This window comes from Klebsiella sp. 141251, assembly GCF_050600725.1.
GTDB classification, from domain to species: Bacteria; Pseudomonadota; Gammaproteobacteria; order Enterobacterales; family Enterobacteriaceae; genus Klebsiella; species Klebsiella aerogenes.
The window spans coordinates 107,236-131,832 of the sequence record NZ_JAQIRG010000011.1 but is presented as its reverse complement, the minus strand read 5'-3'; the positions used below and the strand labels follow the sequence as shown (position 1 = coordinate 131,832).

General features: G+C 55.8%; 23 protein-coding genes and 1 other annotated feature. Of the genes, 6 read left to right on the top strand and 17 right to left on the bottom strand.

Translation table 11 applies throughout. The features are described from left to right. Positions 1 to 36 precede the first annotated feature (36 nt). Entirely contained in the window at positions 37 to 990 is a 954-nt protein-coding gene (tal, locus tag PGR09_RS21725; RefSeq protein WP_045395864.1) for a transaldolase, read from the bottom strand. A 202-nt stretch (positions 991 to 1,192) separates the two neighbouring features. On the opposite strand from tal, the gene PGR09_RS21720 reads away from it, so the two are divergent. Beyond that, positions 1,193 to 2,623, top strand: a complete 1,431-nt coding sequence (locus PGR09_RS21720) for an alanine/glycine:cation symporter family protein (protein WP_047043924.1) — start codon at positions 1,193 to 1,195, stop codon at positions 2,621 to 2,623. 77 nt (positions 2,624 to 2,700) lie between these two features. Next, positions 2,701 to 3,474 carry a peroxide stress protein YaaA gene (yaaA, locus tag PGR09_RS21715; protein ID WP_430916505.1) on the top strand — a complete coding sequence of 258 codons (774 nt, stop codon included), beginning with the start codon at positions 2,701 to 2,703 and terminating at the stop codon, positions 3,472 to 3,474. Positions 3,475 to 3,512: 38 nt separating this feature from the next. Here yaaA and PGR09_RS21710 read toward each other — a convergent pair whose 3' ends face one another. From PGR09_RS21710 to yjjY, 7 genes are all read right to left on the bottom strand, one after another. Beyond that, positions 3,513 to 3,812 (bottom strand): DUF2502 domain-containing protein, encoded by a 300-nt coding sequence (locus PGR09_RS21710; protein WP_045395872.1) that lies wholly within the window; start codon positions 3,810 to 3,812, stop codon positions 3,513 to 3,515. A 194-nt stretch (positions 3,813 to 4,006) separates the two neighbouring features. After that, positions 4,007 to 5,287: a threonine synthase gene (gene thrC / locus PGR09_RS21705; protein WP_430916504.1), complete on the bottom strand. Its 1,281-nt coding sequence runs from the start codon at positions 5,285 to 5,287 to the stop codon at positions 4,007 to 4,009. Positions 5,288 to 5,290: 3 nt separating this feature from the next. Beyond that, the gene (gene thrB / locus PGR09_RS21700) at positions 5,291 to 6,220 is read right to left on the bottom strand and encodes a homoserine kinase (RefSeq protein ID WP_045395879.1); all 930 of its coding nucleotides are present in this window, start codon (positions 6,218 to 6,220) and stop codon (positions 5,291 to 5,293) included. Position 6,221: 1 nt separating this feature from the next. Then, positions 6,222 to 8,684: a bifunctional aspartate kinase/homoserine dehydrogenase I gene (gene thrA, locus PGR09_RS21695; protein ID WP_045395882.1), complete on the bottom strand. Its 2,463-nt coding sequence runs from the start codon at positions 8,682 to 8,684 to the stop codon at positions 6,222 to 6,224. A 25-nt stretch (positions 8,685 to 8,709) separates the two neighbouring features. Continuing rightward, positions 8,710 to 8,828: a sequence feature (Thr leader region), on the bottom strand. Continuing rightward, positions 8,767 to 8,835, bottom strand: coding sequence for a thr operon leader peptide (gene thrL, locus PGR09_RS21690; RefSeq protein ID WP_004222578.1), 69 nt, complete (start codon positions 8,833 to 8,835; stop codon positions 8,767 to 8,769). It overlaps the preceding feature by 62 nt. Before the next feature lie 210 nt (positions 8,836 to 9,045). Then, a complete protein-coding gene (locus tag PGR09_RS21685) occupies positions 9,046 to 9,732 on the bottom strand; it encodes a tRNA/rRNA methyltransferase (RefSeq protein WP_047078009.1) in 687 nt (228 codons plus the stop codon). Positions 9,733 to 10,127: 395 nt separating this feature from the next. Then, positions 10,128 to 10,268 (bottom strand): protein YjjY, encoded by a 141-nt coding sequence (gene yjjY / locus PGR09_RS21680; RefSeq protein ID WP_001541509.1) that lies wholly within the window; start codon positions 10,266 to 10,268, stop codon positions 10,128 to 10,130. 95 nt (positions 10,269 to 10,363) lie between these two features. Between yjjY and arcA the strand changes: the two genes are divergently transcribed. Further along, complete coding sequence (gene arcA / locus PGR09_RS21675) at positions 10,364 to 11,080, top strand: two-component system response regulator ArcA (protein ID WP_002887843.1); 717 nt, start codon at positions 10,364 to 10,366, stop codon at positions 11,078 to 11,080. Positions 11,081 to 11,145: 65 nt separating this feature from the next. Here the strand turns inward: arcA and creD are convergent, their stop codons facing one another. The 4 genes from creD to creA are packed head-to-tail and all read right to left on the bottom strand — an operon-like array spanning position 11,146 to position 15,160. Beyond that, a complete protein-coding gene (gene creD / locus PGR09_RS21670; protein ID WP_430916503.1) occupies positions 11,146 to 12,501 on the bottom strand; it encodes a cell envelope integrity protein CreD in 1,356 nt (451 codons plus the stop codon). A 59-nt stretch (positions 12,502 to 12,560) separates the two neighbouring features. Next, positions 12,561 to 13,985 carry a two-component system sensor histidine kinase CreC gene (gene creC, locus PGR09_RS21665; RefSeq protein WP_316423474.1) on the bottom strand — a complete coding sequence of 475 codons (1,425 nt, stop codon included), beginning with the start codon at positions 13,983 to 13,985 and terminating at the stop codon, positions 12,561 to 12,563. Further along, positions 13,985 to 14,674, bottom strand: coding sequence for a two-component system response regulator CreB (gene creB / locus PGR09_RS21660; protein WP_045395896.1), 690 nt, complete (start codon positions 14,672 to 14,674; stop codon positions 13,985 to 13,987). The genes creC and creB overlap by 1 nt, the downstream gene beginning before the upstream one ends. Positions 14,675 to 14,686: 12 nt before the next feature. Continuing rightward, complete coding sequence (gene creA, locus PGR09_RS21655; RefSeq protein ID WP_020079661.1) at positions 14,687 to 15,160, bottom strand: protein CreA; 474 nt, start codon at positions 15,158 to 15,160, stop codon at positions 14,687 to 14,689. A 208-nt stretch (positions 15,161 to 15,368) separates the two neighbouring features. Here creA and robA point away from each other — a divergent pair, with 208 nt between their 5' ends. Further along, positions 15,369 to 16,238 carry an MDR efflux pump AcrAB transcriptional activator RobA gene (gene robA / locus PGR09_RS21650; protein WP_045395899.1) on the top strand — a complete coding sequence of 290 codons (870 nt, stop codon included), beginning with the start codon at positions 15,369 to 15,371 and terminating at the stop codon, positions 16,236 to 16,238. Here robA and gpmB read toward each other — a convergent pair. Further along, the gene (gene gpmB, locus PGR09_RS21645; RefSeq protein WP_015368369.1) at positions 16,235 to 16,882 is read right to left on the bottom strand and encodes a 2,3-diphosphoglycerate-dependent phosphoglycerate mutase GpmB; all 648 of its coding nucleotides are present in this window, start codon (positions 16,880 to 16,882) and stop codon (positions 16,235 to 16,237) included. The genes robA and gpmB overlap by 4 nt on opposite strands. Positions 16,883 to 16,995: 113 nt before the next feature. Here gpmB and yjjX point away from each other — a divergent pair, with 113 nt between their 5' ends. Continuing rightward, positions 16,996 to 17,511, top strand: a complete 516-nt coding sequence (gene yjjX, locus PGR09_RS21640) for an inosine/xanthosine triphosphatase (RefSeq protein ID WP_430916502.1) — start codon at positions 16,996 to 16,998, stop codon at positions 17,509 to 17,511. Here yjjX and trpR read toward each other — a convergent pair. Then, positions 17,498 to 17,824 (bottom strand): trp operon repressor, encoded by a 327-nt coding sequence (gene trpR, locus PGR09_RS21635; protein WP_015368371.1) that lies wholly within the window; start codon positions 17,822 to 17,824, stop codon positions 17,498 to 17,500. The genes yjjX and trpR overlap by 14 nt on opposite strands. Positions 17,825 to 17,911: 87 nt before the next feature. Beyond that, positions 17,912 to 19,849, bottom strand: coding sequence for a murein transglycosylase (gene sltY / locus PGR09_RS21630; protein ID WP_047043908.1), 1,938 nt, complete (start codon positions 19,847 to 19,849; stop codon positions 17,912 to 17,914). A 219-nt stretch (positions 19,850 to 20,068) separates the two neighbouring features. Here sltY and ettA point away from each other — a divergent pair, with 219 nt between their 5' ends. After that, positions 20,069 to 21,736 (top strand): energy-dependent translational throttle protein EttA, encoded by a 1,668-nt coding sequence (gene ettA / locus PGR09_RS21625; RefSeq protein WP_023291900.1) that lies wholly within the window; start codon positions 20,069 to 20,071, stop codon positions 21,734 to 21,736. A gap of 175 nt (positions 21,737 to 21,911) precedes the next feature. Here ettA and nadR read toward each other — a convergent pair whose 3' ends face one another. Both nadR and radA read right to left on the bottom strand, forming a co-directional pair. Beyond that, positions 21,912 to 23,144, bottom strand: a complete 1,233-nt coding sequence (gene nadR, locus PGR09_RS21620) for a multifunctional transcriptional regulator/nicotinamide-nucleotide adenylyltransferase/ribosylnicotinamide kinase NadR (RefSeq protein WP_045395907.1) — start codon at positions 23,142 to 23,144, stop codon at positions 21,912 to 21,914. Between the two features lie 67 nt (positions 23,145 to 23,211). Continuing rightward, on the bottom strand, positions 23,212 to 24,594 hold the full coding sequence (gene radA, locus PGR09_RS21615; protein ID WP_015368375.1) for a DNA repair protein RadA: 1,383 nt from the start codon (positions 24,592 to 24,594) through the stop codon (positions 23,212 to 23,214). Between the last annotated feature and the right edge of the window lie 3 nt (positions 24,595 to 24,597).

Here is a 24,597-nt window from a genome sequence, read left to right as displayed (position 1 = left end):
AGTAGCGTGACCGGCAGCCCGGTCACGCTGGGATGATTACAGCAGGTCGCCGATCATTTTTTCCAGTTTTTCCTGGTCGATGGCAAACTTACGGATACCTTCCGCCAGTTTGTCTACCGCCATCGGATCCTGGTTGTGCTGCCACAGGAACTGGGATTCAGTGATGCGTTCCGGGCGCGCTTTCACTTCGCCGCTGAACGCCAGTTTACGTTCGATAGCGCCTTCGCTTTCCGCCAGCTCTTTCAGCAGCGCAGGGGCGATGGTCAGACGGTCGCAGCCGGCCAGCTCAAGGATTTCGCCAACGTTACGGAAGCTTGCGCCCATTACCACGGTTTCATAGCCGTGCTGCTTGTAGTACTCGTAGATTTCGCTAACGGAAACCACGCCCGGATCTTCTGCCGGCGCGTACTCTTTCTTATCCGTGTTCGCTTTGTACCAGTCGAGGATACGGCCAACAAACGGAGAAATCAGGAAGACGCCCGCTTCGGCGCAAGCCCGAGCCTGAGCGAAGGAGAACAGCAGGGTCAGGTTACAGTTGATGCCTTCTTTTTCCAGCTGCTCGGCGGCGCGAATGCCCTGCCAGGTCGAAGCCAGTTTGATCAGGATACGATCGTTGCCGATACCGGCATCGTTATACAGTTTGATCAGGCGTTTCGCTTTAGCGATGGAAGCGTCGGTGTCGTAGGACAGACGGGCATCAACTTCGGTAGAAATACGGCCCGGGATCAGTTTAAGGATTTCGAGACCGATGTTCACCGCCAGTTTGTCGGAAGCATCGATAATCTGCTGTGCGCGATCGCTGCTCTGGCTGCGAGCCCAAGCAACAGCGTCGTCAATCAGCTTACGGTACTCAGGGATCTGAGCCGCGCCGAGGATCAAAGAAGGGTTGGTGGTGGCATCCTGAGGCTGATACAGCTTCATTGCCGCGATATCTCCGGTGTCAGCTACGACAGTGGTGTACTGACGCAGAGAAGTCAATTTATCCGTCATGATAGTGTTTCTCTTAAACAGCAGTTAAGGGGATGTAACCGGTCTGCCAAGATGATAACACGCCATAGGGTCAGCGCAACCGCCGACAATGCAAGAGCGCAGAGTGTGATAAACTCGACATATTAATTATCTGAATGCTAAAGGATTGTCACCGGAGTGGTAGCGCTTACACCGCGCGCCGGCATGGACAAGAGGACGTTTAATGCCTGATTTTCTCTCGTTTATCAATGAAATACTCTGGGGCTCGGTAATGATTTATCTATTACTGGGCGCCGGTATTTGGTTCACCTGGCGAACGCAATTTGTGCAGTTCCGTTATATTCGTCAGTTTGGCAAAAGCCTTAAAAAAAGCCTCCGCCCGCAGCCCGGCGGCTTAACGTCTTTTCAGGCGCTGTGCACCAGTCTGGCGGCGCGCGTCGGCAGCGGTAATCTGGCGGGCGTGGCGTTAGCGATTGCCGCCGGCGGCCCCGGCGCGGTGTTCTGGATGTGGGTCTCCGCGCTACTCGGTATGGCCAGTAGCTTCGCTGAATGCTCGCTTGCCCAATTGTACAAAGAGCGCGATAGCGCAGGCCAGTTCCGCGGCGGCCCGGCGTGGTATATGGCTCGCGGCCTTGAGATGCGCTGGATGGGCGTGGTCTTCTCGATTCTGCTCCTGCTGGCCTACGGGGTCATTTTCAATACCGTACAGGCCAACTCGGTGGCGCACGCCATGGCCTACGCCTTCGATTTTCCGATGGCCGCCGTCGGCGCCGCGCTGGCTGCCGCTACGCTGTTGATTATCGTCCGCGGTTTACGCGGCGTGGCGCGATTGATGCAGTGGTTTGTCCCGCTGATGGCCCTGCTGTGGGTCGGCGCCAGCCTGTTGATTGGCCTCTGGCACTTCTCCGCCCTACCCGCGGTCTTTGAAACCATCTTCCGCTGCGCTTTCGGCTGGCAAGAAGCGGCGGCGGGCGCGGTGGGCTATACCATTAGCCAGGCGCTTACCGGCGGTTTCCAGCGCGGGATGTTCTCCAACGAAGCGGGTATGGGTTCAACGCCAAACGCCGCCGCCGCCGCGGCCTCATGGCCACCGCATCCCGCGGCGCAGGGCATCGTACAGATGATTGGCGTCTTTATTGATACCATTGTTATCTGTACCGCCAGCGCGGTGATTATCCTGCTGGCGCCGCGCGAAAACCGCGATAGTGTGGTCAGCGGAATTCAAACCATGCAGCACGCGATGGGCGATCTCATTGGTAGCTGGGGGCCTGGTCTGGTGGCTGCCGTGCTACTGCTTTTCGCTTTCAGTTCGATTGTCGCCAATTATATTTATGCCGAAAATAATCTGATCTTTCTGCGACTCAATAAGCCGCTGCATATCTGGACGCTCCGGGTCATTACCGTATTCATGGTACTAGCAGGCACTCTGGTAAGCCTGCCGGTGGTCTGGCAGCTGGCGGATATTATTATGGCGCTGATGGCTATCACTAACTTAACGGCGATTTTGCTGCTGTCGCCAACGGTACGGATCCTCGCCAGCGATTATCTGCGCCAGCGTAAACTCGGCGTACAGCCGGTCTTCGATCCCGCTCGCTATCCGGAAATTCAGCAACATCTGGCGCCAGGCGCCTGGGATGAGATACCGCGTGAATAGCGCGGTAATCGCAGCAATCGCTCCCACCGTACTCTTTTTTTGTTAAAATTCGTCGAAATTCCCTGCAAGGACTGGATATGCTGATTCTGATTTCACCTGCTAAAACGCTCGATTATCAAAGCCCGCTGGCAACGACGCACTATACCCAGCCCGAACTCCTGGAGTATTCTCAACAGCTTATCGGTATCGCCCGTAAGCTGACGGCGCCGCAAATCGGTAAGCTGATGAGCATCAGCGATAAGCTTGCCGACCTCAACGCCACCCGTTTTCACGACTGGCATCCGGACTTTACCCCGCAGAATGCTCGTCAAGCGATTCTGGCCTTCAAAGGCGACGTTTATACCGGCCTGCAGGCTGAAACCTTTAGCGAAGCGGATTTCGATTTCGCCCAGCAGCATCTGCGTATGCTATCCGGGCTTTACGGCGTGTTGCGTCCGCTGGATTTGATGCAGCCTTATCGTCTGGAGATGGGCATCAAGTTGGAAAATCCGCAGGGCAAAGATTTGTATCATTTCTGGGGCGATGTCATTACCGATAAGCTCAATCAGGCGCTGCAGGCGCAGGGCGACGATATCGTTATCAACCTGGCGTCCGATGAGTATTTTAAATCGGTAAAACCGAAAAAATTGCAGGGACAGTTGATTAAGCCGGTATTCCTCGATGAGAAAAACGGCAAATTCAAGGTGATCAGCTTCTATGCCAAAAAAGCGCGCGGCCTGATGAGCCGCTTTATCATAGAGAACCGTTTAACCCGTCCGGATCAACTGCAGGAGTTTGATAGCGAAGGTTATTTCTTTGATGCGCAGGCATCGGAGAACGGCGAACTGGTGTTTAAACGCCACGAGCAGTAAGCCTGAATGCCCCCGGTATGGCGCCGGGGGCGGAACGATTAGTCGTCGTGGTGATGCCGCTCGTGGCCATGACCATGATGGCCTTGATCGTCATCGTCATCGCGATCGTGGCGGCGATAATCATCATGCGGACGCCAGCGGTCGTCGCGCCAGTCATAATGGCTCGCCCACCAGTCATGATCGCGCCAGCGATCGCCGTCCCAGTAGCGTCCATAATCATCACGGTCGCCGATTTGCAGCTTCACCGCCGGGATCAGGGTAATTTCATCTGCATGAACCAACGCAGGAGCGACCAGCAGCAGAGAAAGCGCCAGCAAAACAGGTTTCAGCATTGTCATAAGCAACCCCTTCTATTCGCCCCCATCATGGGTCGATAACAAAATATTAACCCTGCAAAACTACCCTGTTTATTCTCCGCAATCTGAATTTATGCTCTTCCGCATTTATTGGTCAGTTTTACACAATCTCTCCATTTTCGGGCGTAAAAAAACCGGGCGCGGAGCCCGGTTTAACGAACAGCGGAATGGCAATGCTAGCCCATCATCAGCTTACGCAGCTCGGCGAAGTCGGCTGGGAGATTGTGCGAGAGCAGCGGCAGGTCGGCGCGGTCGGCCAGTTCTTTCGGCAGCGGCAACGTCTCCTGTAGGATCTCTTCTACGCTCTCTTTGAATTTAGCCGGATGCGCCGTTCCGAGGAATAACCCATATTCTCCCGGCTGCAGCTGGTCGCGCAACGCGCGATAGGCAATGGCCGCATGCGGTTCCGAGGTATAGCCGATGGCTTTCAATTCACGCATGGTCGCTTTAGTGGTTTCATCATCCACCGCAGCATAGCCCAGTTCATTCAGACGCCATATTTTACGGCGGAATAACTCCTCCACGCGCGGCCAGTTGTTCGGTTGGCTGACGTCCATCGCGTTAGACAGGGTCGCCTGCGTCGCCTTCGGCGCCCAGTTGCCATCCTGCAGGAAGCGCGGCACGGTGTCATTGGCGTTGGTCGCGGCAATAAAACGCTTAATCGGCAGCCCCAGCGATTTCGCCAGCAGGCCGGCAGTAAGATCGCCGAAGTTGCCGCTTGGCACCGACACCACCAGCTGATTGCGGGCTTCCTGAGGCAATTGCGCGACCGCCTCGAAGTAGTAGCAGATCTGCGCCAGCAGGCGGCTGATGTTAATCGAGTTGGCGGAGTTGAGGCCGAGCGCCACCTTCAGCTCTTCATCGTCAAACGCCTGCTTAACCAGCGCCTGACAGGCGTCGAAGTCGCCGTCAATCGCCACGGTTTCGATATTGCCGCCCAGGGTACAGAACAGCTTCTCCTGCAGCGGGCTGATCTTACCGCGCGGATAGAGGATAACCACTTTGACGTTCGGCAGGCCGTAGAAGGCGTGCGCCACGGCCGCGCCGGTGTCGCCGGAGGTAGCGGTCAGAATCGTCACCGGCTTATCGCCCGCGATATGCGTCAGCATTTGGGCCATAAAGCGGCCACCAAAGTCTTTAAACGCCAGCGTCGGACCGTGGAACAGTTCCAGGCAGCCGATATCATCCTGTACTTGACTTACCGGCGCCGGGAAGGCGAACGCCGCGGCAACGCGGGACTGTAGTTCATTCTGCGGGATCTCGTCGCCAATAAAGGCCGACAGGATTTTCGCGCTGCGGTTCACGAAATCCTGTTCCAGCATTTCGTCGATTTCGGTCAGGTTGAATTCCGGCAGATCGTGCGGAAAGAACAGCCCCTGTTGTTTGCCAAGCCCTTGCGTCACGGCCTGCGCGAAGCTGACCTGTTCGTTATGATCTTTTAAGTTATACAGTTTCATCACTTATCCCACTACTCGAGCGCCCGCCGTGTCCAGCCGGCAAATATGAACGAAGCCTTCCTGATTTTGCAGATAATGCGCGGCCAGCCAGTCGGCGACGCGCTGCGCGGTGTCCGGTTTATCGCACAACGCGAACAGCGTCGGGCCGGAGCCGGAGATACCGCAAGCCTGCGCGCCGATCTCCATCGCCGCCTGACGCGCTTCACTGAAGCCCGGCAGCAGTTTGGTACGGTACGGTTCGGCGATAACATCTTTCATTAACTTTGCCGCCAGCTGCGGCTGACGGCTATAGCAGGCGTGAATAAACCCTGCAAGGTGACGACCGTGGGCGATACAGTCCTGGCGGCGATACTGCGCCGGAAGAATCGCACGCGCTTCGGCGGTAGAGACCTTAATCCCCGGATAGGCCAGCACCCACAACCATTCATCAAAACCCGGGATCTGCTGGCTGATGATGCCATTTTCTTCGATCATCAGTTGCATACCGCCAAGGTAGCACGGCGCCACGTTATCATAGTGAACGCTGCCGGAGATGCGCCCTTCCATCTCGCCCATCAGCGCCAGCATTCGGGTTTCATTCAGCGGCTTACCACAAAACTCATTCATTGCCACCAGCGCGGCGACCACCGAACAAGCGCTGGAGCCAAGGCCCGAGCCGATCGGCATATTTTTTTCCAGGGTCATCGCCACCGGAACCGTTTTACCGATCTCGCGGCAAAAGGCTTCCCAGCATTGATAAACGATATTTTCCTGCGGCGCCGACGGTAATTTGCCGGCGAAGCGGCCTACATTACGTAGGCTAAACTCCGCCGCCGTCTCTACCGAGACGTTATCCCCCAGCAAGGTGCCGTCAACCGGCGTCACCGCGGCTCCCAGCACATCAAAACCGACGCTCATATTGGCACTGGAAGCCGGGGCGTATACTTTGACCATCTTAAACTCCTAACTTCCATGACAGGGTGCGTAGCAGGTCGGCGAACACGCCAGCCGCCGTCACGTCATTCCCCGCGCCATAGCCGCGCAGCACCAGCGGCAGAGGCTGATAATAGTGGCTGTAAAATGCCAACGCGTTCTCGCCGTTTTTCACCTTGAACAGCGGATCGTTGCCGTCGACTTCGGCGATTTTCACCCGGCAGACGCCATCTTCTTCAATATTGCCGACGTAGCGTAAGACTTTACCCTCGTCGCGCGCTTTAGCAACCCGCGAGGCGAATTGATCGTCAAGCGTCGGCAGTCGCGCCATAAAGCTTTCGACATCGCCGCTGGCGTCGAAGTCGGCAGGCAGCGCAGGCTCAACGATAATATCCGAGAGCTCCAGCTCGCGCCCGGTTTCGCGGGCAAGGATCAGCAGCTTGCGCGCCACATCCACGCCGGAAAGATCGTCGCGCGGGTCCGGTTCGGTATAGCCCATCTCGCGCGCCAGTTTAGTGGCTTCAGAAAGGCTCATGCCCTCATCCAGCTTACCAAAAATAAAGGAAAGCGAGCCGGAGAGGATCCCGGAAAAATGCACCAGCTCATCACCAGCGTTCAGCAGGTTCTGCAGGTTTTCAATGACCGGCAGACCCGCGCCGACGTTGGTGTCGTAGAGGAACTTGCGCCGCGAGCTGCTGGCGGCGTGACGCAACTGGTGATAGTAATCCAGCGAAGAGGTATTGGCCTTTTTATTCGGCGTCACCACATGGAAACCTTCACGCAGGAAGTCAGCGTACTGATCGGCCACCGCCTGGCTGGAGGTACAATCGACGATAACCGGGTTCAGCAGGTGATACTCTTTCACCAGACGGATTAAACGGCCCAGATTAAAGGGCTCTTTCGCTTCCGCGAGTTCGCTACGCCAGTTTTCCAGATTCAAGCCATGGACGTTCGTCAGCAGCGCCTGTGAATTGGCGACGCCGCATACGCGCAGATCGATATGCTTGCCCTTCAACCAGCTCTGCTGGCGCTTAATCTGTTCGATTAACGCGCCGCCGACGCCGCCGACGCCAATCACGAAGACTTCGATGACCTGGTCGGTGTTAAACAGCATCTGATGCGTGACGCGCACGCCGGTAGTCGCGTCGTCGTTGCTGACGACCACCGAAATTGAACGCTCGGAAGAGCCCTGGGCAATCGCCACGATATTAATATTGGCGCGCGCCAGCGCGGCGAAGAATTTCGCCGAGATACCGCGCAGCGTGCGCATTCCATCGCCCACGACGGAGATGATCGCCAGCCGCTCCATGATTGACAGCGGCTCCAGCAGCCCTTCTTTCAGTTCGAGATAAAATTCCTCTTCCATCACACGCTTCGCCCGCGCGCTGTCGCTTTGCGGCACGCAGAAGCTGATGCTGTATTCCGAAGAAGACTGGGTAATCAGCACCACGGAGATACCGGCGCGGGACATGGTGGCGAAAACGCGCGCCGCCATACCGACCATGCCTTTCATTCCCGGCCCGGAAACGTTGAACATGGCCATATTGTTAAGATTAGAGATCCCTTTTACCGGCAGGCCGTCTTCATCAAGGCTGGCGCCGATAAGCGTACCCGGCGCCTGCGGATTACCGGTATTTTTAATCAGGCAGGGGATCTGGAACTGGGCAATGGGAGCAATAGTGCGCGGATGCAGTACCTTAGCGCCGAAATAGGAGAGCTCCATCGCTTCCTGATAAGACATGGATTTCAGCAGACGCGCATCCGGTACCTGACGCGGGTCGCAGGTATAAACGCCATCAACGTCGGTCCAGATTTCGCAGCAGTCGGCGCGCATACAGGCTGCCAGCACGGCAGCAGAGTAATCAGAACCATTACGCCCGAGAACCACCAGCTCACCCTTTTCGTTACCGGCGGTAAAGCCGGCCATCAGCACCATGTGGTCTGCCGGGATTTGGCTGGCGGCGATACGGCGGGTAGATTCAGCAATATCAACAGTGGATTCAAGGTAGTGGCCGACGGCCAACAGTTTTTCGACCGGATTAATCACGCTGACCTTGTGGCCGCGCGCTTCCAGCAGCGCCGCCATGATAGCGATAGAGAGCTTTTCACCGCGGCAGATCAGCGAGGCATTAACGCCGTCCGGGCACTGGCCCAGCAGGCTGATACCGTGCAACACGTGTTTAATCTGCGCGAATTCCTGGTCTACGAAAGTTTTCAGCTGTGCGAGCGGGAAGCCTGGTTGAATGTCGGCCAGTCCCTGCAGCAGGTCGGCAAAAATGCGTTCAGCGTCGGCGATATTGGTAAGAGCGTCCTGACCGCTAATGGTTTTTTCAATCATTGCGACCAGATGGTTGGTGATTTTCGCCGGGGCAGACAGCACGGTCGCAACCTGCCCCTGCCTGGCATTGCTCTCCAGGATATCGGCAACCCGCAGAAAACGTTCTGCATTTGCCACTGATGTACCGCCGAACTTCAACACTCGCATGGTTCTTACCCCTTGATCTCTTGTCAAAAAAAAAGCCCGCACTGTTCAGGTGCGGGCTTTTTTCTGTTGTTTCCTGTACGCGTCAGCCCGCACCGTTACCTGTGGTAATGGTGGTGGTGATAATGGTGGTAATCATGCCGATGCGATTCATGGATGTTGTGTACTCTGTATTTTTATCTGTCTTGTGTCCTGCCTATATTGGTTAAAGTATCTGCCTGCTTAAGTCAACGAATTTCTAAATTGGCGACTTTTCAACCAACACCGTCATTACGCCACAGCGCCCCGATATTTCCGCCGCATTGCCAGACGGTTGCCGTTGAAATTAGTACATTCAACCATAAAAATTACTTATAACAGGATTTTATTCAGATAGTTTTTTTTCAATATCATGCAGCAATCGATGCAACATGGCGGTGTCGCGCTGTTGTAACAGGCCGATCCGCTGCTGTAGCCAGTCGGCCAGTTTTATGTCGTCATCGACACCCAAGCGTCCAAGTAGCGAAAGCGTCCGCTGACGTAGCGCCTGCAATTGTTTTTCGTCGGTTTCAGGCGCCTGAACCGCAGTCTGCTGCTGCAGCGAGCTCAGCTGATAGCAATACACCATTACCGACTGCCCAAGATTCAAGGAGGGATAATCGGCGACCATCGGCACGCCGGTAAGCACATCGGCCAGCGCCAGTTCATCGTTAGTTAATCCGGAATCTTCACGGCCAAAGACCAGCGCCGTATGTTTCATCCATTGCGCTTTTTCTTCCAGCAGCGGTAGCAACTGCTGCGGCGTGGCGTAGTAGTGAAAACGCGCGCGACTGCGGGCGGTAGTGGCGACGGTAAAGTCGACATCGTGCAGGGCCTGCTCAAGCGTCGGATAGGTTTTTATATTATCTAAAATATCTCCCGAACCATGCGCAACCCAGCGCGCGGCGGGCTGCAGATGCGCTTCGCTATCGACAATCCGCAGTTCGCTGAATCCCATGGTTTTCATCGCTCGCGCCGCCGCGCCGACGTTTTCAGCCCTCGCGGGGGCCACTAAAATGATCGATAAACGCATTATGCTTCCCTTATCCACTTACGCGGCGCGACTCTGCGGTCTCCCCCATTTTACGCGGCGAAAATTTACAAATTTGCAACAAAAATCACTAAAAATGAGCTTTATTACTCTTAAAAAAAACTAAACTGTTCACATTGGACACCAATACGGAGTATGTTAACAGAACGCATTTATCCATATGTTTGGCAATGATATTTCAGTTTTCATTTGTCTACGGGCTTTGGATTCATTGCATTTATTAATTCATAGCTGCAACTAATTGAGCTGTGTAAGAAATGTGACGATAAATCGCAAATCGATGCAATGATTTCACAAGACTGTTAACGTGCTACAATTGAACTTGATATATGTCAACGAAGCGTAGTTTTATTGGGTGTTCGGCCTCTCTTAGCCTGTTATGTTGCTGTTAAAATGGTTAGGATGACAGCCGTTTTTGACACCGTCGGGTCCAGAGGGAAAGTACCCACGACCAAGCTAATGATGTTGTTGACGTTGATGGAAAGTGCATCAAGAACGCAATTACGTACTTTAGTCATGTTACGCCGGACATGTTAATTTGTGGCATGTACCAGGCAGGTCAGGGACTTTGGTACTTCCTGTTTCGATTTAGTTGGCAATTTAGGTAGCAAACATGCAGACCCCGCACATTCTTATCGTTGAAGACGAGTTGGTAACACGCAACACGTTAAAAAGTATTTTCGAAGCAGAAGGTTATGATGTATTCGAAGCGACCGATGGCGCGGAAATGCATCAGATCCTGTCTGAAAATGATATCAACCTGGTGATCATGGATATCAACCTGCCAGGTAAAAATGGTCTTCTGCTCGCGCGTGAACTGCGTGAGCAGGCTGACGTCGCGCTGATGTTCCTTACCGGCCGCGACAACGAAGTTGATAAAATTCTTGGCCTCGAAATCGGCGCCGATGACTATATCACTAAACCGTTTAACCCGCGTGAACTGACTATCCGCGCGCGTAACCTGCTCTCCCGTACCATGAACCTGGGTACCGTGAGCGAAGAGCGTCGCAGCGTTGAGAGCTACAAGTTCAACGGTTGGGAACTGGATATCAACAGCCGTTCATTGGTGAGCCCAAACGGCGAGCAGTACAAGCTGCCGCGTAGCGAATTCCGCGCGATGCTGCACTTCTGCGAAAACCCGGGCAAAATCCAGTCACGCGCAGAGCTGCTGAAGAAAATGACCGGTCGCGAGCTGAAGCCGCATGACCGTACCGTGGACGTGACCATTCGTCGCATTCGTAAGCATTTCGAATCCACGCCGGATACTCCGGAAATCATCGCCACGATTCACGGTGAAGGTTACCGTTTCTGCGGCGATCTGCAGGAATAATTCTGGTTATCCCGCAGCTATAATGCAAAAACAGCGCCTTCTGGCGCTGTTTTTTTATGCTACTTTTACTTCCAGATACGTAGCGTGTCGTCATCCTTGCTTTGCGGTTTTTCCGGTTTGCTCTGCGGTAGAGATAAGGCATACCAGTCCACGCGGCGGGTCAGGAACATCAACGCGCACAGCGCCAGCAGTAGCACTCCGGTGCCGAGCAGCAGCGCGCTATCCTCAGAACGCAGCAGTAGCCACATCACGCCATCCAGCAGCAGCAGCGCCACGACGAATAACAGACTATTACGCCACCCTTTCAGTACCGCCTGTAAATAAATACCGTTGATTACCGCGCCAATCAGGCTGGCTATCGCCCAGGCTCGGGTAAAGCCAATATGCTCAGAGAGCGCCAGCAACACGAGGTAGAACATCACCAGCGATAAGCCGACCAGCAGATACTGCATCGGATGCAGACGACGATGCGTCAGGCTCTCGAAAACGAAGAAGGCCATAAAAGTCAGTGCGATTAACAAGATGGCGTATTTAGTCGCCCGGTCGGTGAGCTGATATTGATCGGCCTGCGACATCACGTCCACGCTAAAGGCGGGTAAACGCGACCACTCAATATCGGTGTCATCGGCGAAATAGCTGCCCATATTGTTGGCAAACCAACTGCTCTGCCAATGCGCGCTATAACCCGAGGCGCTCACTTCGCGTTTCGTAGGCAGGAATCTGCCAAGGAATCCTGGATGCGGCCAGTTACTGGTTAGCTGAAGCTCGCTGTTGCGGCCCAACGGTACAACGGAGAAGCCGCCGGTACCGTTAAGATTGAGGGTAAAAGCAATATCCAGCGGTTTATTGTCTGCGCTTAACGCCGGCATCGGCATATGAATACCTACCCCGCCGCCGTTCAATCCCAATCCCGGTTCAACGGTCAGTGCCGTACCGTCAATTACCGGCGCGTTGATCACGCCGATGCCGCGGGCATCGCTCACGCTAAGCACTAAAAACGGTTTTCCTAAATTGATATTTGCCTTTTGCAGCTCTTTCAGCCGCGAAGGATCGAACTGCGCCTGAATTTGCAGGGCATTATGCCAGACCTGCCCACTGTATATGCCGACTTTTCTCGACTCCACATTTTGCACACCGTTAACCGTCAGCGTTTCCGGTAGCCAGTAGTAGATCCAGCGACGCTGATATTCGACCTCTTTTTGGTTCTCCATACGAAATAGCGTCTCGGTCACCGGGATAGCAACCAGCGGCCCCGTCAGCTTTTGTGAACCGCTGGTACTGTGCTCTATCGCATCCACTACATCGCTGCGATAGTCCGCACGCTCGCTAATAAGCGCTCTGACCATCATCAGCGGCACGGACAACAGCAAAATACAGCCCAACAGCGTACTAATTTTCCAGAATAATGGTGATTTCATCATAGCCTTCTCCCTATCGTGATGGGCTCACTGTAGGGCGGCTATGTGCAGTGTGTTTGAAGCTATGTGAAGGGACGGTGAAGTTGTAGCGTCGCGACAACGCCGCCTTCAGGGCGATTACGCAGGCTAATATCACCCTGATGCAGACGCGCCACCTCACGCACAAACGCCAGTCCTAAACCGCTGCTCTTATGGCCATCTTCCCGCGGCAGCGAGTAAAAGCGTTCAAAGAGGCGCGCCAGCGCAAAGTCAGGAATACCGCGACCGTTATCCGTCACGCTTAGCTGCGCCTCTTCGTGGCACGTCTCCACCGCCAGAGCGATTTCACCGCCGCGGGGGGTAAAGTCAATCGCATTATCGATAAGATTGCCCAGCGCCTGCGCCAGTAGTTCGCTATCGCCATTCACCGTTACCCCGCTCTTCTGCCAGCGCAGGGTGATGGCTTTCGCCTCCAGAGCAATGTCGCGTTCATCCGCCAGACGTTGGAAAAGCGCATCAACCGAAACCAACTGCGGAGTTATCTCCAGCCGATTTTCCAGCCGCGCCTGTTGCAGCAGTTTTTCCACCAACAGCTGCATGCGGGTATTCTGCGCAAGAATATTTGCCGTGAAACGCGCGGCGACCTCAGGCGGCGGCCCCTCGCGCAAGATCTCCGCCGCACCGCGGATCGCCGCCAGCGGGCTTTTGAGTTCATGAGTGAGATCGTAGACATAGTTTTCGATCGCGTTCTTGCCTTCTAGCTTCACGCGCATGCTCTCCAGCGCCTGCGCCAGCTTGCTTAACTCGCTACTGCCGACGTTCGGCAGAGGCAACGGACGCTCGGCAGTCACCGAATCAGCGTAACGCACCAGTTTGCCAATAGAGAAGTTAATCCACCAGACCATCCCGGCGCCGATCAGTAAAGCAATCCCCAGCAGCGCGCCACCGGCCCACAATATCCGCCGCTCGCTGCGTTTAATCACCGGCGTCATTGCCAGATTAGGTTTACCGACGCTGACCACGCCGATGATACGCCCGTTATCCATCACCGGCGCGGCAATGTACATGACGGAGCTATTATCATCATTGGGGTCACTGCGCGAACTGCGGGCGCCGTACTGGCCGCGCAGGGTCAGCCAGACGTCATTCCAGCGCGAATAATCCTGGCCAACCGCCTCCCCGCTGGAGTCAAACACCACTTTCCCCTGAGCATCCGTCAGATAGACGCGATACTCATTGCGCATTTTCCTGATACCGCTGATATTGGCGTTGATGGGCTGCTGATTAAGCGACTGAAAGGCCTGCGCCAGCCGCCCCTGCTGCGGATTTACCGAAAGAAGATCCTCCCGGGCCAGCGCCGCCAATAGCGTTGCGGTATCGTTAAGCGTGCCTTCCGTTGCCCGGCGCACGCCCGGTTTGACTTCCTGCACAAAGATAGAGAGCACAAACCACGCGGCAATGCCGACAATCAAGAAATACCCCAGTAACAGGCGCATCCCGATACGCATCAATAGCCCCCCAGGCTATAGCCCAGACCGCGATGCGTATTAATCGGGTTAATATCAGGATTCACCGCCCGCAGCTTGGCGCGTAGGGTTTTGATATGGGTATCGACGGTACGATCGATACTCTCGTAAGCATCGCTCCACACTCGCTCCATCAACTGCTGGCGAGAGAACACGCGACCGGGGGCGTTAATGAGGGTTTTCAACAGCAGGAATTCGTAACGCGTCAGGCTCAGCGGTTGACCATACCAGCTAATTGTCATCGCCAGCTCATCCAACACGAACTCGCCAACGCGCACCACCGGCGAAGGGGTAGAAAATTTCTGCAGGCGACGCAGAACGGTACGCACCCGCGCGCAGACTTCGCGCGGCGAAAACGGTTTGGCGATGTAGTCGTCAGCGCCAATTTCCAGCCCCAGCAGCTTATCAACCTCTTCGCTGCGTGCGGTCAAAAACAGTACTGGCAATGCCTGATGGCGCGCCAGCAGTCGTCGGCATAGTTCAAAGCCGCTAATATCCGGCAAGCCGACGTCGAGGATCGCTAAATCCGGGCTCTGATGCAGCGCCGCATCAAGCGCGGGCAACCCGCGCTCGAAGACGGTCACGTCGAATCCTTCCTGCTGCAGCATGTAAACAAGGGTATCGGCGATACTCTGTTCATCCTCAACTAACCAAATCCGTGGCTGTTGCATTGTGACTCCCGTTTATTTATTCCACGGCATGATCGGCACGGCGCTGATGGCATTCTTCGGCGAGCCGTCGACCACTTTATCCGAATAGGTCAGGTACACCAGCGCATTGCGTTTAGCGTCATAGAAGCGTACGACCTGCAATTTTTTGAACACCAGCGAGGTACGTTTCTGGAATACCACATCGCCCTGGCTTTTGCCGTTTTTGATTTTATCCGTCAACTCAATCGGCCCGACCTGCTGGCAGGAGATGGCGGCGTCTGAGGTATCTTCCGCCAGCCCCAGCCCGCCTTTAATGCCGCCTGTTTTTGCCCGGCTAATATAGCAGGTGACGTTTTGTACATCGGGATCGTCGAAGGCTTCGACCACGATTTTATGATCCGGCCCCAGCCATTTAAATACCGTATCGACGGAGCCGATTTGCTCGGCGTGCGCCAGTTGGCCTGCGGCCAGCAAGAACAAACCTGCCACTAACTTCTTGTATTTCATATTGTTACCATTTCTTAAAATTCCGCTGCGTGATAATCACAAACGCTGTGGAAAAGGTTTAAAGATCACAGCTTTACAAAATTACCAACGATATCCACCAGATAATCGCATTTATAAGCAAAAAAAACACTGAATGCTAAAACATCAAAAAATGCTATTATCCGCTACCTTAATATAGGTACCTGAGTTTAAAGGATGGGGACATTTTATGGATCAAGCTGGGATTATTCGCGATCTCCTGAGCTGGCTGGAAGGTCACCTGGATCAGCCCCTCTCGTTGGATAATGTGGCGGCGAAGGCAGGTTATTCCAAGTGGCATTTGCAACGTATGTTTAAAGACGTCACGGGTCAAGCTATCGGTGCCTATATTCGCGCACGCCGTCTCTCCAAATCCGCCGTGGCGCTACGCCTGACCGCACGCCCGATTCTCGACATCGCGCTGCAGTATCGCTTCGATTCTCAACAGACGTTCACCCGCGCCTTTAAAAAACAGTTTAATTTGACCCCAGCGCTCTACCGCCGTTCTCCGGACTGGAGCTCGTTCGGTATGCGTCCGCCGCTGCGGCTCGGCGAATTTACCATGCCGAAGCATGAGTTTGTGACCCTGAGCACCACGCAACTGGTCGGCGTGACCCAAAGCTATACCTGTAAGCTTGAAGAGATTTCTGAATTCCGTAACCAGATGCGCGTTCAGTTCTGGCGCGAATTCCTCGGCAATGCGCCCAGCATTCCGCCAACGCTGTACGGCCTGCATGAACCGCGTCCAAGTCTGGAAAAAGATGACGAACAGGAGGTGTTCTACACCACCGCGCTGACGCCGGAGATGGCGAACGGGCACCTGCATAACTCTCATCCGGTGATTCTGGAAGGCGGCGAGTATGTGATGTTCACTTACGAAGGATTAGGCACCGGGCTGCAGGAGTTTATCCTGACGGTATACGGCACCTGTATGCCGATGCTGAACCTCACCCGCCGCAAAGGCCTGGATATTGAGCGCTTCTATCCGGAAGATGATAACCGGAACCAGGCCACGCCAATTCAGCTGCGCTGCGAATACCTGATTCCGATTCGTCGTTAACGCTGTAGTTCGTCCATCGCGGGGGCATCGAGATGCGAAACGTCCCCCGCGGTCTCCACGACCCATCCTGACGCCAGCCACGGGCTCTGCTGATAATCAACGCGTGAAATCGAACAGTTGCGCAGGCGCAGACGGCGCTCCGCATAAGCAGGCAGCCCGAGGATTGTGCTCACCAGACAGCCCAGAGCCATCCCATGACTCACCAGCAGCGGCCGGCTACCTGGCGGTAATTCCAGACAGGATGATAGCGCCGCGCGCATACGCTCGCTCAGCTCCTGCATGGATTCGCCCTGCGGTATGCGCCCATCCGGCGTACCGTTGACCAACTGACGGCGCCAGCCCTCTTCTTCCTCACTAAGCGAGTCGATATGGCGCTTCTCCAGCACCCCCATATCCAGCTCGCGCAGGCGCGGATCGGTAACGACGCCGCAGCCGCAGGCTTCAGCGATAATTTCTGCCGTGCGGCGGGTACGTCCGAGGTCGCTGGCGATAATATGGGTGATCCCCAACGTTCTGGCGCGCTCGCCCACCTGCCATGCCTGGCGCTCGCCGTGAGCGGTCAGTGGGCTATCGGACTGGCCTTGAATACGTCGCTCGGCGTTCCACTGCGTTTCACCGTGGCGAACAAGGTATACCTGTAACATGCTTATTTTCCGTTCTGAACCCTTCATCAATCGACGATCGGCGCTATCGGCTACCGCCAGAGTGATTTAGAGTATACTGCGATGACGTTAATTAATTCTGAGTTGTTTTGATTATGCACCATGTTGTCTCAGCTACCACTAATCCCGCCAAAATTCAGGCAATTCTGCAGGCTTTTAACGAGATCTTCGGCGAAGGATCCTGCCACATTGAGTCCGTCGCCGTCGAGAGCGGCGTGCCGGAACAGCCCTTCGGCAGCGAGGAAACGCGGGCTGGCGCACGAAATCGCGTCGCTAATGCCCGTATCGCGCAGCCGCAAGCCGATTTTTGGGTGGCGATAGAAGCCGGGATCGATGAAGGCAGCACCTTCAGTTGGGTGGTAATTGAGAGCCAGCAGCAGCGCGGCGAAGCGCGCTCGGCAACCCTGCCGCTGCCGGAAGTCATTCTTGCGCAGGTTCGCGCCGGGGAAGCGCTGGGGCCGGTCATGTCGCAGCATACCGGTATCGATGAGATAGGCCGCAAAGATGGCGCTATTGGCGTCTTTACCGGCGGCAAGCTGACGCGCAGCAGCGTCTACCATCAGGCGGTCGTGCTGGCACTCAGCCCATTCCATAACGCTATTTATCGTTAAGCAGGGTCTGTTCCAGCCACTGGCGTAGCTCTACCGGCGCCGATTTCAGGCTATTCGAACCGCGGGTAATGGTGGCAATACCGGCGCCGAGTTCGTTTTTGAGCTCGCGCTGGCTCATCTCGCCGCGCAGCAACTCTTCAATAATACGCACCCGGGTGCCCAGCGCTTCGCGCTCGTCGGGCGTCAGCATCAGCTGCAGTAACGGCAGGTGAAGGTCTTCGGCGTAAGCTTGCTGCAGCAGCGCCACGAAACGTAGCCACTCCTGATGACGTTGTTCGGCCACGGCCGCTGAATAGGGAGATTGTTGGGTCATGTTACGTCGCCATGTTGAGACGGGCAGCCAGGCTGCCCGTCGAATGTACTCATCAACGAGTACAAAGAATAACATACTTCCGAACAATCAGTAACGCTGTTGCCATTCGGCGTCGCTCAGCAAGTTATCCTGCTTGCCCATAAAGTAGCGGTAATAGGCATCGTAAGAGAGGACGTTTTTTACATAGCCGCGGGTTTCCGAGAACGGAATACTCTCGACAAATGCCACCGCATCGATGCGCCCGGCGCTATTGCCCTGCCAGGTTCGCACGCGTCCAGGCCCGGCGTTATAGGCGGCGGAAGCGTAAATACGGTTATTGCCGAACTGCTGGTAGACGTACTGCAGATAGCTGGTACCAATGTTGATATTGGTTTCCGGATCCAGCAGCTGCGACGGGCCGCTATAGCCAGGAATGCTGAACATGCTAACGGTATGCGTCGCGGTGCCCGGCATAATCTGCATCAAGCCGCTGGCGCCGACCGGTGAACGCACTTTCGGGTTCCAGGCGCTCTCCTGACGCGCAATCGCCATCGCGTAGCTCTGCGGAATATCTTTGCCGCTAATATAACGCGCGAACAGATCGTTGTACGCCAGCGGGAAGCGCTCTTCCAGCTGATCCCACAATTTACCGGCGATCGTCGCCTGTACGCTAAGATCCCACCAGTGTTGATCAAAAGCGTAACGCGCCAGCTGCGCCTGCTGCGATTTGGTCCGGCTGCTCACCAGGTTCGCCCATTCGCTGCGCGCGGTGTTGTCCATGTTCCAGTACATCAGCTCGCGAACGCGCGCCATCTCAGGGCCAGAGGCCAGCGCCGGGTCGATAGTGCCGGAGGCTTTATCAATGCGGAAGGTGTACTCTTCGCCCAGACGCTGAGCGGCAACCATCGGATAGAAGCCGCGCTGCTGCATCAGCGAATGCAAGATGGCTTTCGCTTCGTCATCGCGCCCGCGCTCCAGCAGCAGATCCGCCTGCCAGTAGCGCCACTCGTCTTTCTCTTTCGCCTCCATCGGCAGACGCGCCAGCCAGGTGTTCAGCCCATGACGATCGCCGTTGCCGAGCGCCATACGAACCCGGCGTTCCACAAGCGGGGTCGATTGCGAACGCATGATCGCGTCATCGCGCCACTCCGCCTGCGCTTCGGTCACATCGCTGCCCATCAGGCGCCAGGCGACGATATCGCGCAGCTCCTGGGTTTGATCCTCATTCAACTGCTGCGCCTGCACCAGCGATGGGATCATCAGACGGGCGTTTTCCACATCCTGACGCGCGACGCTGGCAAAAGCGACCGCCGCCATCTGGCGGGTAAAGTCGGTGGCCCCGGTGGTGCGGGCAAAGGTCATCACGCTATTAGGATCGTTGGCCAACGCCACCACTGCCGAAGAGATGCTCTGATAGTTTGACGGCATCTGCTGAGCAAGCACGCGGACCAGGCTGGTATTGCCGGCCTTCATCGCCAGGCGGATTCGTTCGAGATAAGCCAGCGGATCCTGCTGCCCGGAATCGCGCCATGCGCTAAACAGCGGATCGCAGGCATTTGGCTGGCTCTTACCGGTCAGCCACAGCTCTTTCGCCCCGCTCCACGCTTCCTGCGATTGGCCGACGCTGAGTTTAGCGTAGTAGTAGTTACACTGCGCTTCGGTTGTCGCCGGTTTATCCGGGCTGAACGCCAGTAAGCCTCGCCAGTCGGTACGCCGCGCCAACTCATTAACAAAGCGTGATTTCAGCGAACGCGCCGCCGGTAGCGTCGGGTTCGCCGCAATGAAATTAGTGACCACCAGCGGCGGCTGGTTCATCAGGTCATCGGTAATTTGTCGATATTGCAGGTAGGGATACAGCGGATAGCTGCTGAGCGTGGGCATCAACTGGTTGACGACATCCATCTGGCGGTTGTCCCACGCCTGTTTAATTTGAGCATAGCGGCTGCGCTGTTCATCCAGTGAATCCGCATGCGCCAGCTGGCTTAGCGTCAGCAGACTCACGCCGGCAGCCAGAAGACGCCATGCCGTAGTTTTGGCTTTTTCCACAAGCTCTTCCTCTAGTTTGGTGCATCACCGCGGCATCGTGCCGCTTCAAAAAAATCAGGTATTGCTTAGTTATGCTAATCAGACAACTGAAAACATGCCATGTCCTGAACATTTTTTTACGCTTCTGTGAATCCTGTCGCCTCGCTGGGATTACCGCGCGAAAAAGGCTACACTTCGCCTTTGAACTATCTATCAGAATAGAAAGAGGCGAAGTCCAACGTGGCTCAATTCGTTTATACCATGCATCGTGTCGGCAAAGTGGTTCCGCCGAAACGTCATATTTTGAAAAATATCTCCCTCAGTTTCTTCCCTGGCGCGAAAATCGGTGTTCTCGGTCTGAACGGCGCCGGTAAATCTACCCTGCTGCGCATCATGGCCGGTATCGACACCGAGATCGAAGGTGAAGCGCGCCCGCAGCCCGGGATCAAAATCGGCTACCTGCCGCAGGAGCCGCAGCTGAATCCGGAGCACACCGTACGCGAATCCGTTGAAGAAGCGGTCGCCGAAGTGGTTAACGCGCTGAAAGGCCTGGACGAAGTTTATGCCAAATACGCCGAGCCGGATGCCGACTTCGATAAGCTTGCCGCGCAACAGGGCAAGTTCGAAGAGATCATCCAGGCGCACGACGGCCATAACCTGAACGTGCAGCTGGAGCGTGCGGCCGATGCCCTGCGCCTGCCGGACTGGGATGCGAAAATCGCCAATCTTTCCGGTGGTGAACGCCGCCGCGTCGCGCTGTGCCGCCTGCTGCTGGAAAAACCAGACATGCTGCTGCTCGACGAACCGACCAACCACCTCGACGCCGAGTCCGTCGCCTGGCTGGAGCGCTTCCTGCACGATTTCGAAGGCACCGTAGTGGCGATTACCCACGACCGTTACTTCCTCGATAACGTCGCCGGCTGGATCCTCGAGCTTGACCGCGGCGAAGGTATTCCGTGGGAAGGCAACTACTCCTCCTGGCTGGAGCAGAAAGATCAGCGTCTGGCGCAGGAAGCTTCTCAGGAAGCCGCACGCCGCAAATCTATCGAGAAAGAACTAGAGTGGGTTCGCCAGGGCGCGAAAGGCCGTCAGTCTAAGGGCAAAGCCCGTCTAGCGCGCTTTGAAGAGCTTAACAACGTCGAATACCAGAAACGTAACGAGACCAACGAACTGTTCATTCCGCCAGGAGCGCGTCTGGGCGATAAAGTTCTGGAAGTCAGCAATCTGCGCAAATCTTACGGCGACCGCGTACTGATTGACGATCTGAGCTTCTCCGTACCGAAAGGCGCTATCGTTGGTATCATCGGTCCGAACGGCGCGGGTAAATCTACCCTGTTCCGCATGATGTCCGGCCAGGAACAGCCTGATTCCGGCACCATCACGCTGGGTGAAACCGTTAAGCTGGCCTCCGTCGATCAGTTCCGTGACGCGATGGACAACAGCAAGACCGTTTGGGAAGAAGTGTCCGGCGGCCTGGATATCATGAAGATCGGCAACACAGAGATGCCAAGCCGCGCCTACGTTGGCCGCTTTAACTTCAAAGGCGTCGACCAGGGCAAACGCGTTGGCGAGCTGTCCGGCGGTGAACGCGGTCGTCTGCACCTGGCGAAGCTGCTGCAGGTCGGCGGTAACGTACTGCTGCTCGATGAACCGACCAACGACCTGGATATCGAAACCCTGCGCGCGCTGGAAAACGCCCTGCTGGAGTTCCCGGGCTGCGCCATGGTTATCTCGCACGACCGCTGGTTCCTTGACCGTATTGCGACCCACATTCTGGATTACCAGGATGAAGGTAAAGTTGAGTTCTTCGAAGGTAACTTTACCGAGTACGAAGAGTACAAGAAACGCACCCTCGGCGCCGATGCGCTGGAGCCGAAGCGTATCAAGTACAAACGTATCTCAAAATAAAATACAAAAAGGCAACGCAAGTTGCCTTTTTTAGTGTTTGCTCCCTCTCCCATTGGGAGAGGGCCGGGGTGAGGGTAAGGTAAATGCAAAAAGGCAACGCAAGTTGCCTTTTTTAATGTTTGCTCCCTCTCCCATTGGGAGAGGGCCGGGGTGAGGGCCTCACCCCGCAGAGCCTCTACCCCTGCTCGCCCATCAGCTGCTTCACCAGCTCAACGCAGCGCAGGAACCGGGCGTCGTAGTCCGACTCTTCCACGTGGACGAACTCGATGCCGTTTTCTTTCAGCAGTGACACCAGCAACGTCTGAAACTCTTTGCGATCTACCGAACTACCGAGGCTACGCAGCCCATCGGCCACCCAAGGCGTGTTGTTCTCCAGCAGGATCACCAGATCAAAGCGGTATTCATCGATTAACGCCTGCACGAACGGATGCTCGCGGCCTTCGTACTTCAGGCAGAAGGCCTGAGTGCTGACGAAGTCGGTATCGATAAACGCCACCTTATTGGCATACTTCACCGCGAAATCAATGTACTGTGCATGCCCCAGCGCGATTTTATCGTAATCGGAATACTGCAACGCCATTTCATCGCCGCCGAGGTGTGAAAAGACGTAATCGCGGCCGTATTCCCAGGCGCTGGTGGTATTGAAGATATTGGCGAGCTTATTCACCAGCGTCGATTTACCGCTCGACTCGCCGCCGAGGATCGCCACCGTACGCACAAAGAACGGTTTTACTTCGGTCGGAATATATTCCCAATAGCGGAACGGGTTTTCGCGGATCTGGCCGCCGCTGATACTCATGAAGGTTCGCTTCGGATCGATAAGCACGGTTTCGATCCCCAGATGCTCCAGATACTGGGGCGCATCGGCCTCTTCCGAGGTGTAGATCCAGTTAGGTTCGATCCCTTTCTCGCTCATGAAGGCGCGGATCCCGCGGCTCCAGACGTCCCAGCCGTGCGGGTACGGCTCCATCCCCTCTTCGTTGAAGGCGTGGATGCGAATGTTTTTTTGATATTTAAAGGTTTGCAGCAGCCAGCGCAGACGATCGGGAACCGTCGGCTGTTGCGACATGGCGCTTTCCTCGAACAGCTCGCGGTCACGAGTGTCGTCATAACCCATGATGATATGAAGCTCATCGACCTGGCTACAGGCGCGCTGAATCAGGTAAATATGCCCGGTATGCAGCGGATAAAATTTACCAAAAACCACCCCGACGCTTTTCTGTTTGCGCGGAAATTCAAGGCCGAGGAAGCGGTGTAAGGCTTCGAGCTTCTGGGCGCTCGGGCTTTTGATTTTCGCGTTTAATAGCTGACTGAGATAACCTTTGGTCATCCCGCTGGCTTCCGCCACCTGCTGCAGCGTACAACCCTTTTGCTTAATGGCGTTTTTCAGATAGTCGAATGACGACATAGTTTATGCGTGCCTCCTGCAAACTCGGGTTTGATACCCGTCATACCCTGAAGTATGACGGGTATCATTATAAGTCGTCAAAAACGCTCAGCGCATCGGCCAGTTTTTTCACGCCAAAGATTTGCATCCCTTCCGGCGCTTTTTTAGGCACGTTTGCCGCAGGTACGATGGCGCGACGGAACCCGTGCTTCGCCGCCTCGGAAATACGTTCCTGGCCGCTTGGCACCGGGCGAATTTCACCGGCTAATCCGACTTCGCCAAAGACCACCAGATCCTGCGGCAACGGGCGATCGCGCAGGCTCGAAACCATCGCCAGCAGCAGCGCCAGGTCGGCGCTGGTTTCAGTGACTTTGACCCCGCCAACCACGTTAACGAAGACGTCCTGATCGGCCATCTGCAGGCCGCCATGACGGTGCAGCACCGCCAGCAGGATCGCCAGACGGTTCTGCTCCAGACCTACCGCGACGCGACGCGGATTAGACATCATCGAGTGATCGACCAGCGCCTGGATCTCAACCAGCAGCGGACGGGTGCCTTCCCATACCACCATGACCGAGCTGCCAGAGGTGACTTCATCGCCGCGGCTGAGGAAGATGGCGGAGGGGTTGCTGACTTCGCGCAGGCCCTGCTCGGTCATCGCGAAGACGCCGAGTTCATTGACCGCGCCAAAGCGGTTTTTATGGCTGCGCAACGTGCGGAAACGGGAATCCGCATCGCCGTCCAGCAGCACCGAGCAGTCAATACAGTGTTCCAGTACTTTCGGACCGGCCAGCGAGCCGTCTTTGGTGACGTGGCCGACCATCACAATCGCCACGCCGCGAGTTTTGGCAAAGCGCGTCAGATAGGCCGCGGTTTCGCGTACCTGGGCCACGCTCCCCGGCGACGACTGGACATCAGCCATATGCATCACCTGGATGGAGTCGATAACCATCAGCTGAGGCTTTTCTTCATCGGCGATCTGGCAGATTTGCTCGATGCTGGTCTCCGAGAGCATATTCAGATTCGCCGTCGGCAGCCCGAGACGATGCGCGCGCATCGCGACCTGCTGCAGGGATTCTTCCCCGGTGACGTACAGCGTTTTCATTCCTTCCGCCAGCTTGCAGAGCGTTTGCAGCAGCAGCGTCGATTTCCCGGCGCCGGGGTTGCCGCCGATTAGAATGGCGCTACCCGGTACCACGCCGCCGCCGAGCACGCGGTCGAACTCTTTAAATCCTGTGGAGAAACGCGGCAGCGCCTCCAGGCTTATCTCCGATAGCTTCTGTACCTTCGACACGCCGGCATTACCGGCGTAGCCTGACAGACGCTCGTTTCTCGCCACCTGCGGCGAGGCGGCGATGCGCATCTCGGTGATGGTATTCCAGGCATGGCAGGCGCTGCACTGCCCCTGCCAGCGCGGATAATCCGCACCACATTCATTACAGACAAATGCGCGTTTTGGAGCTTTCGCCACGTT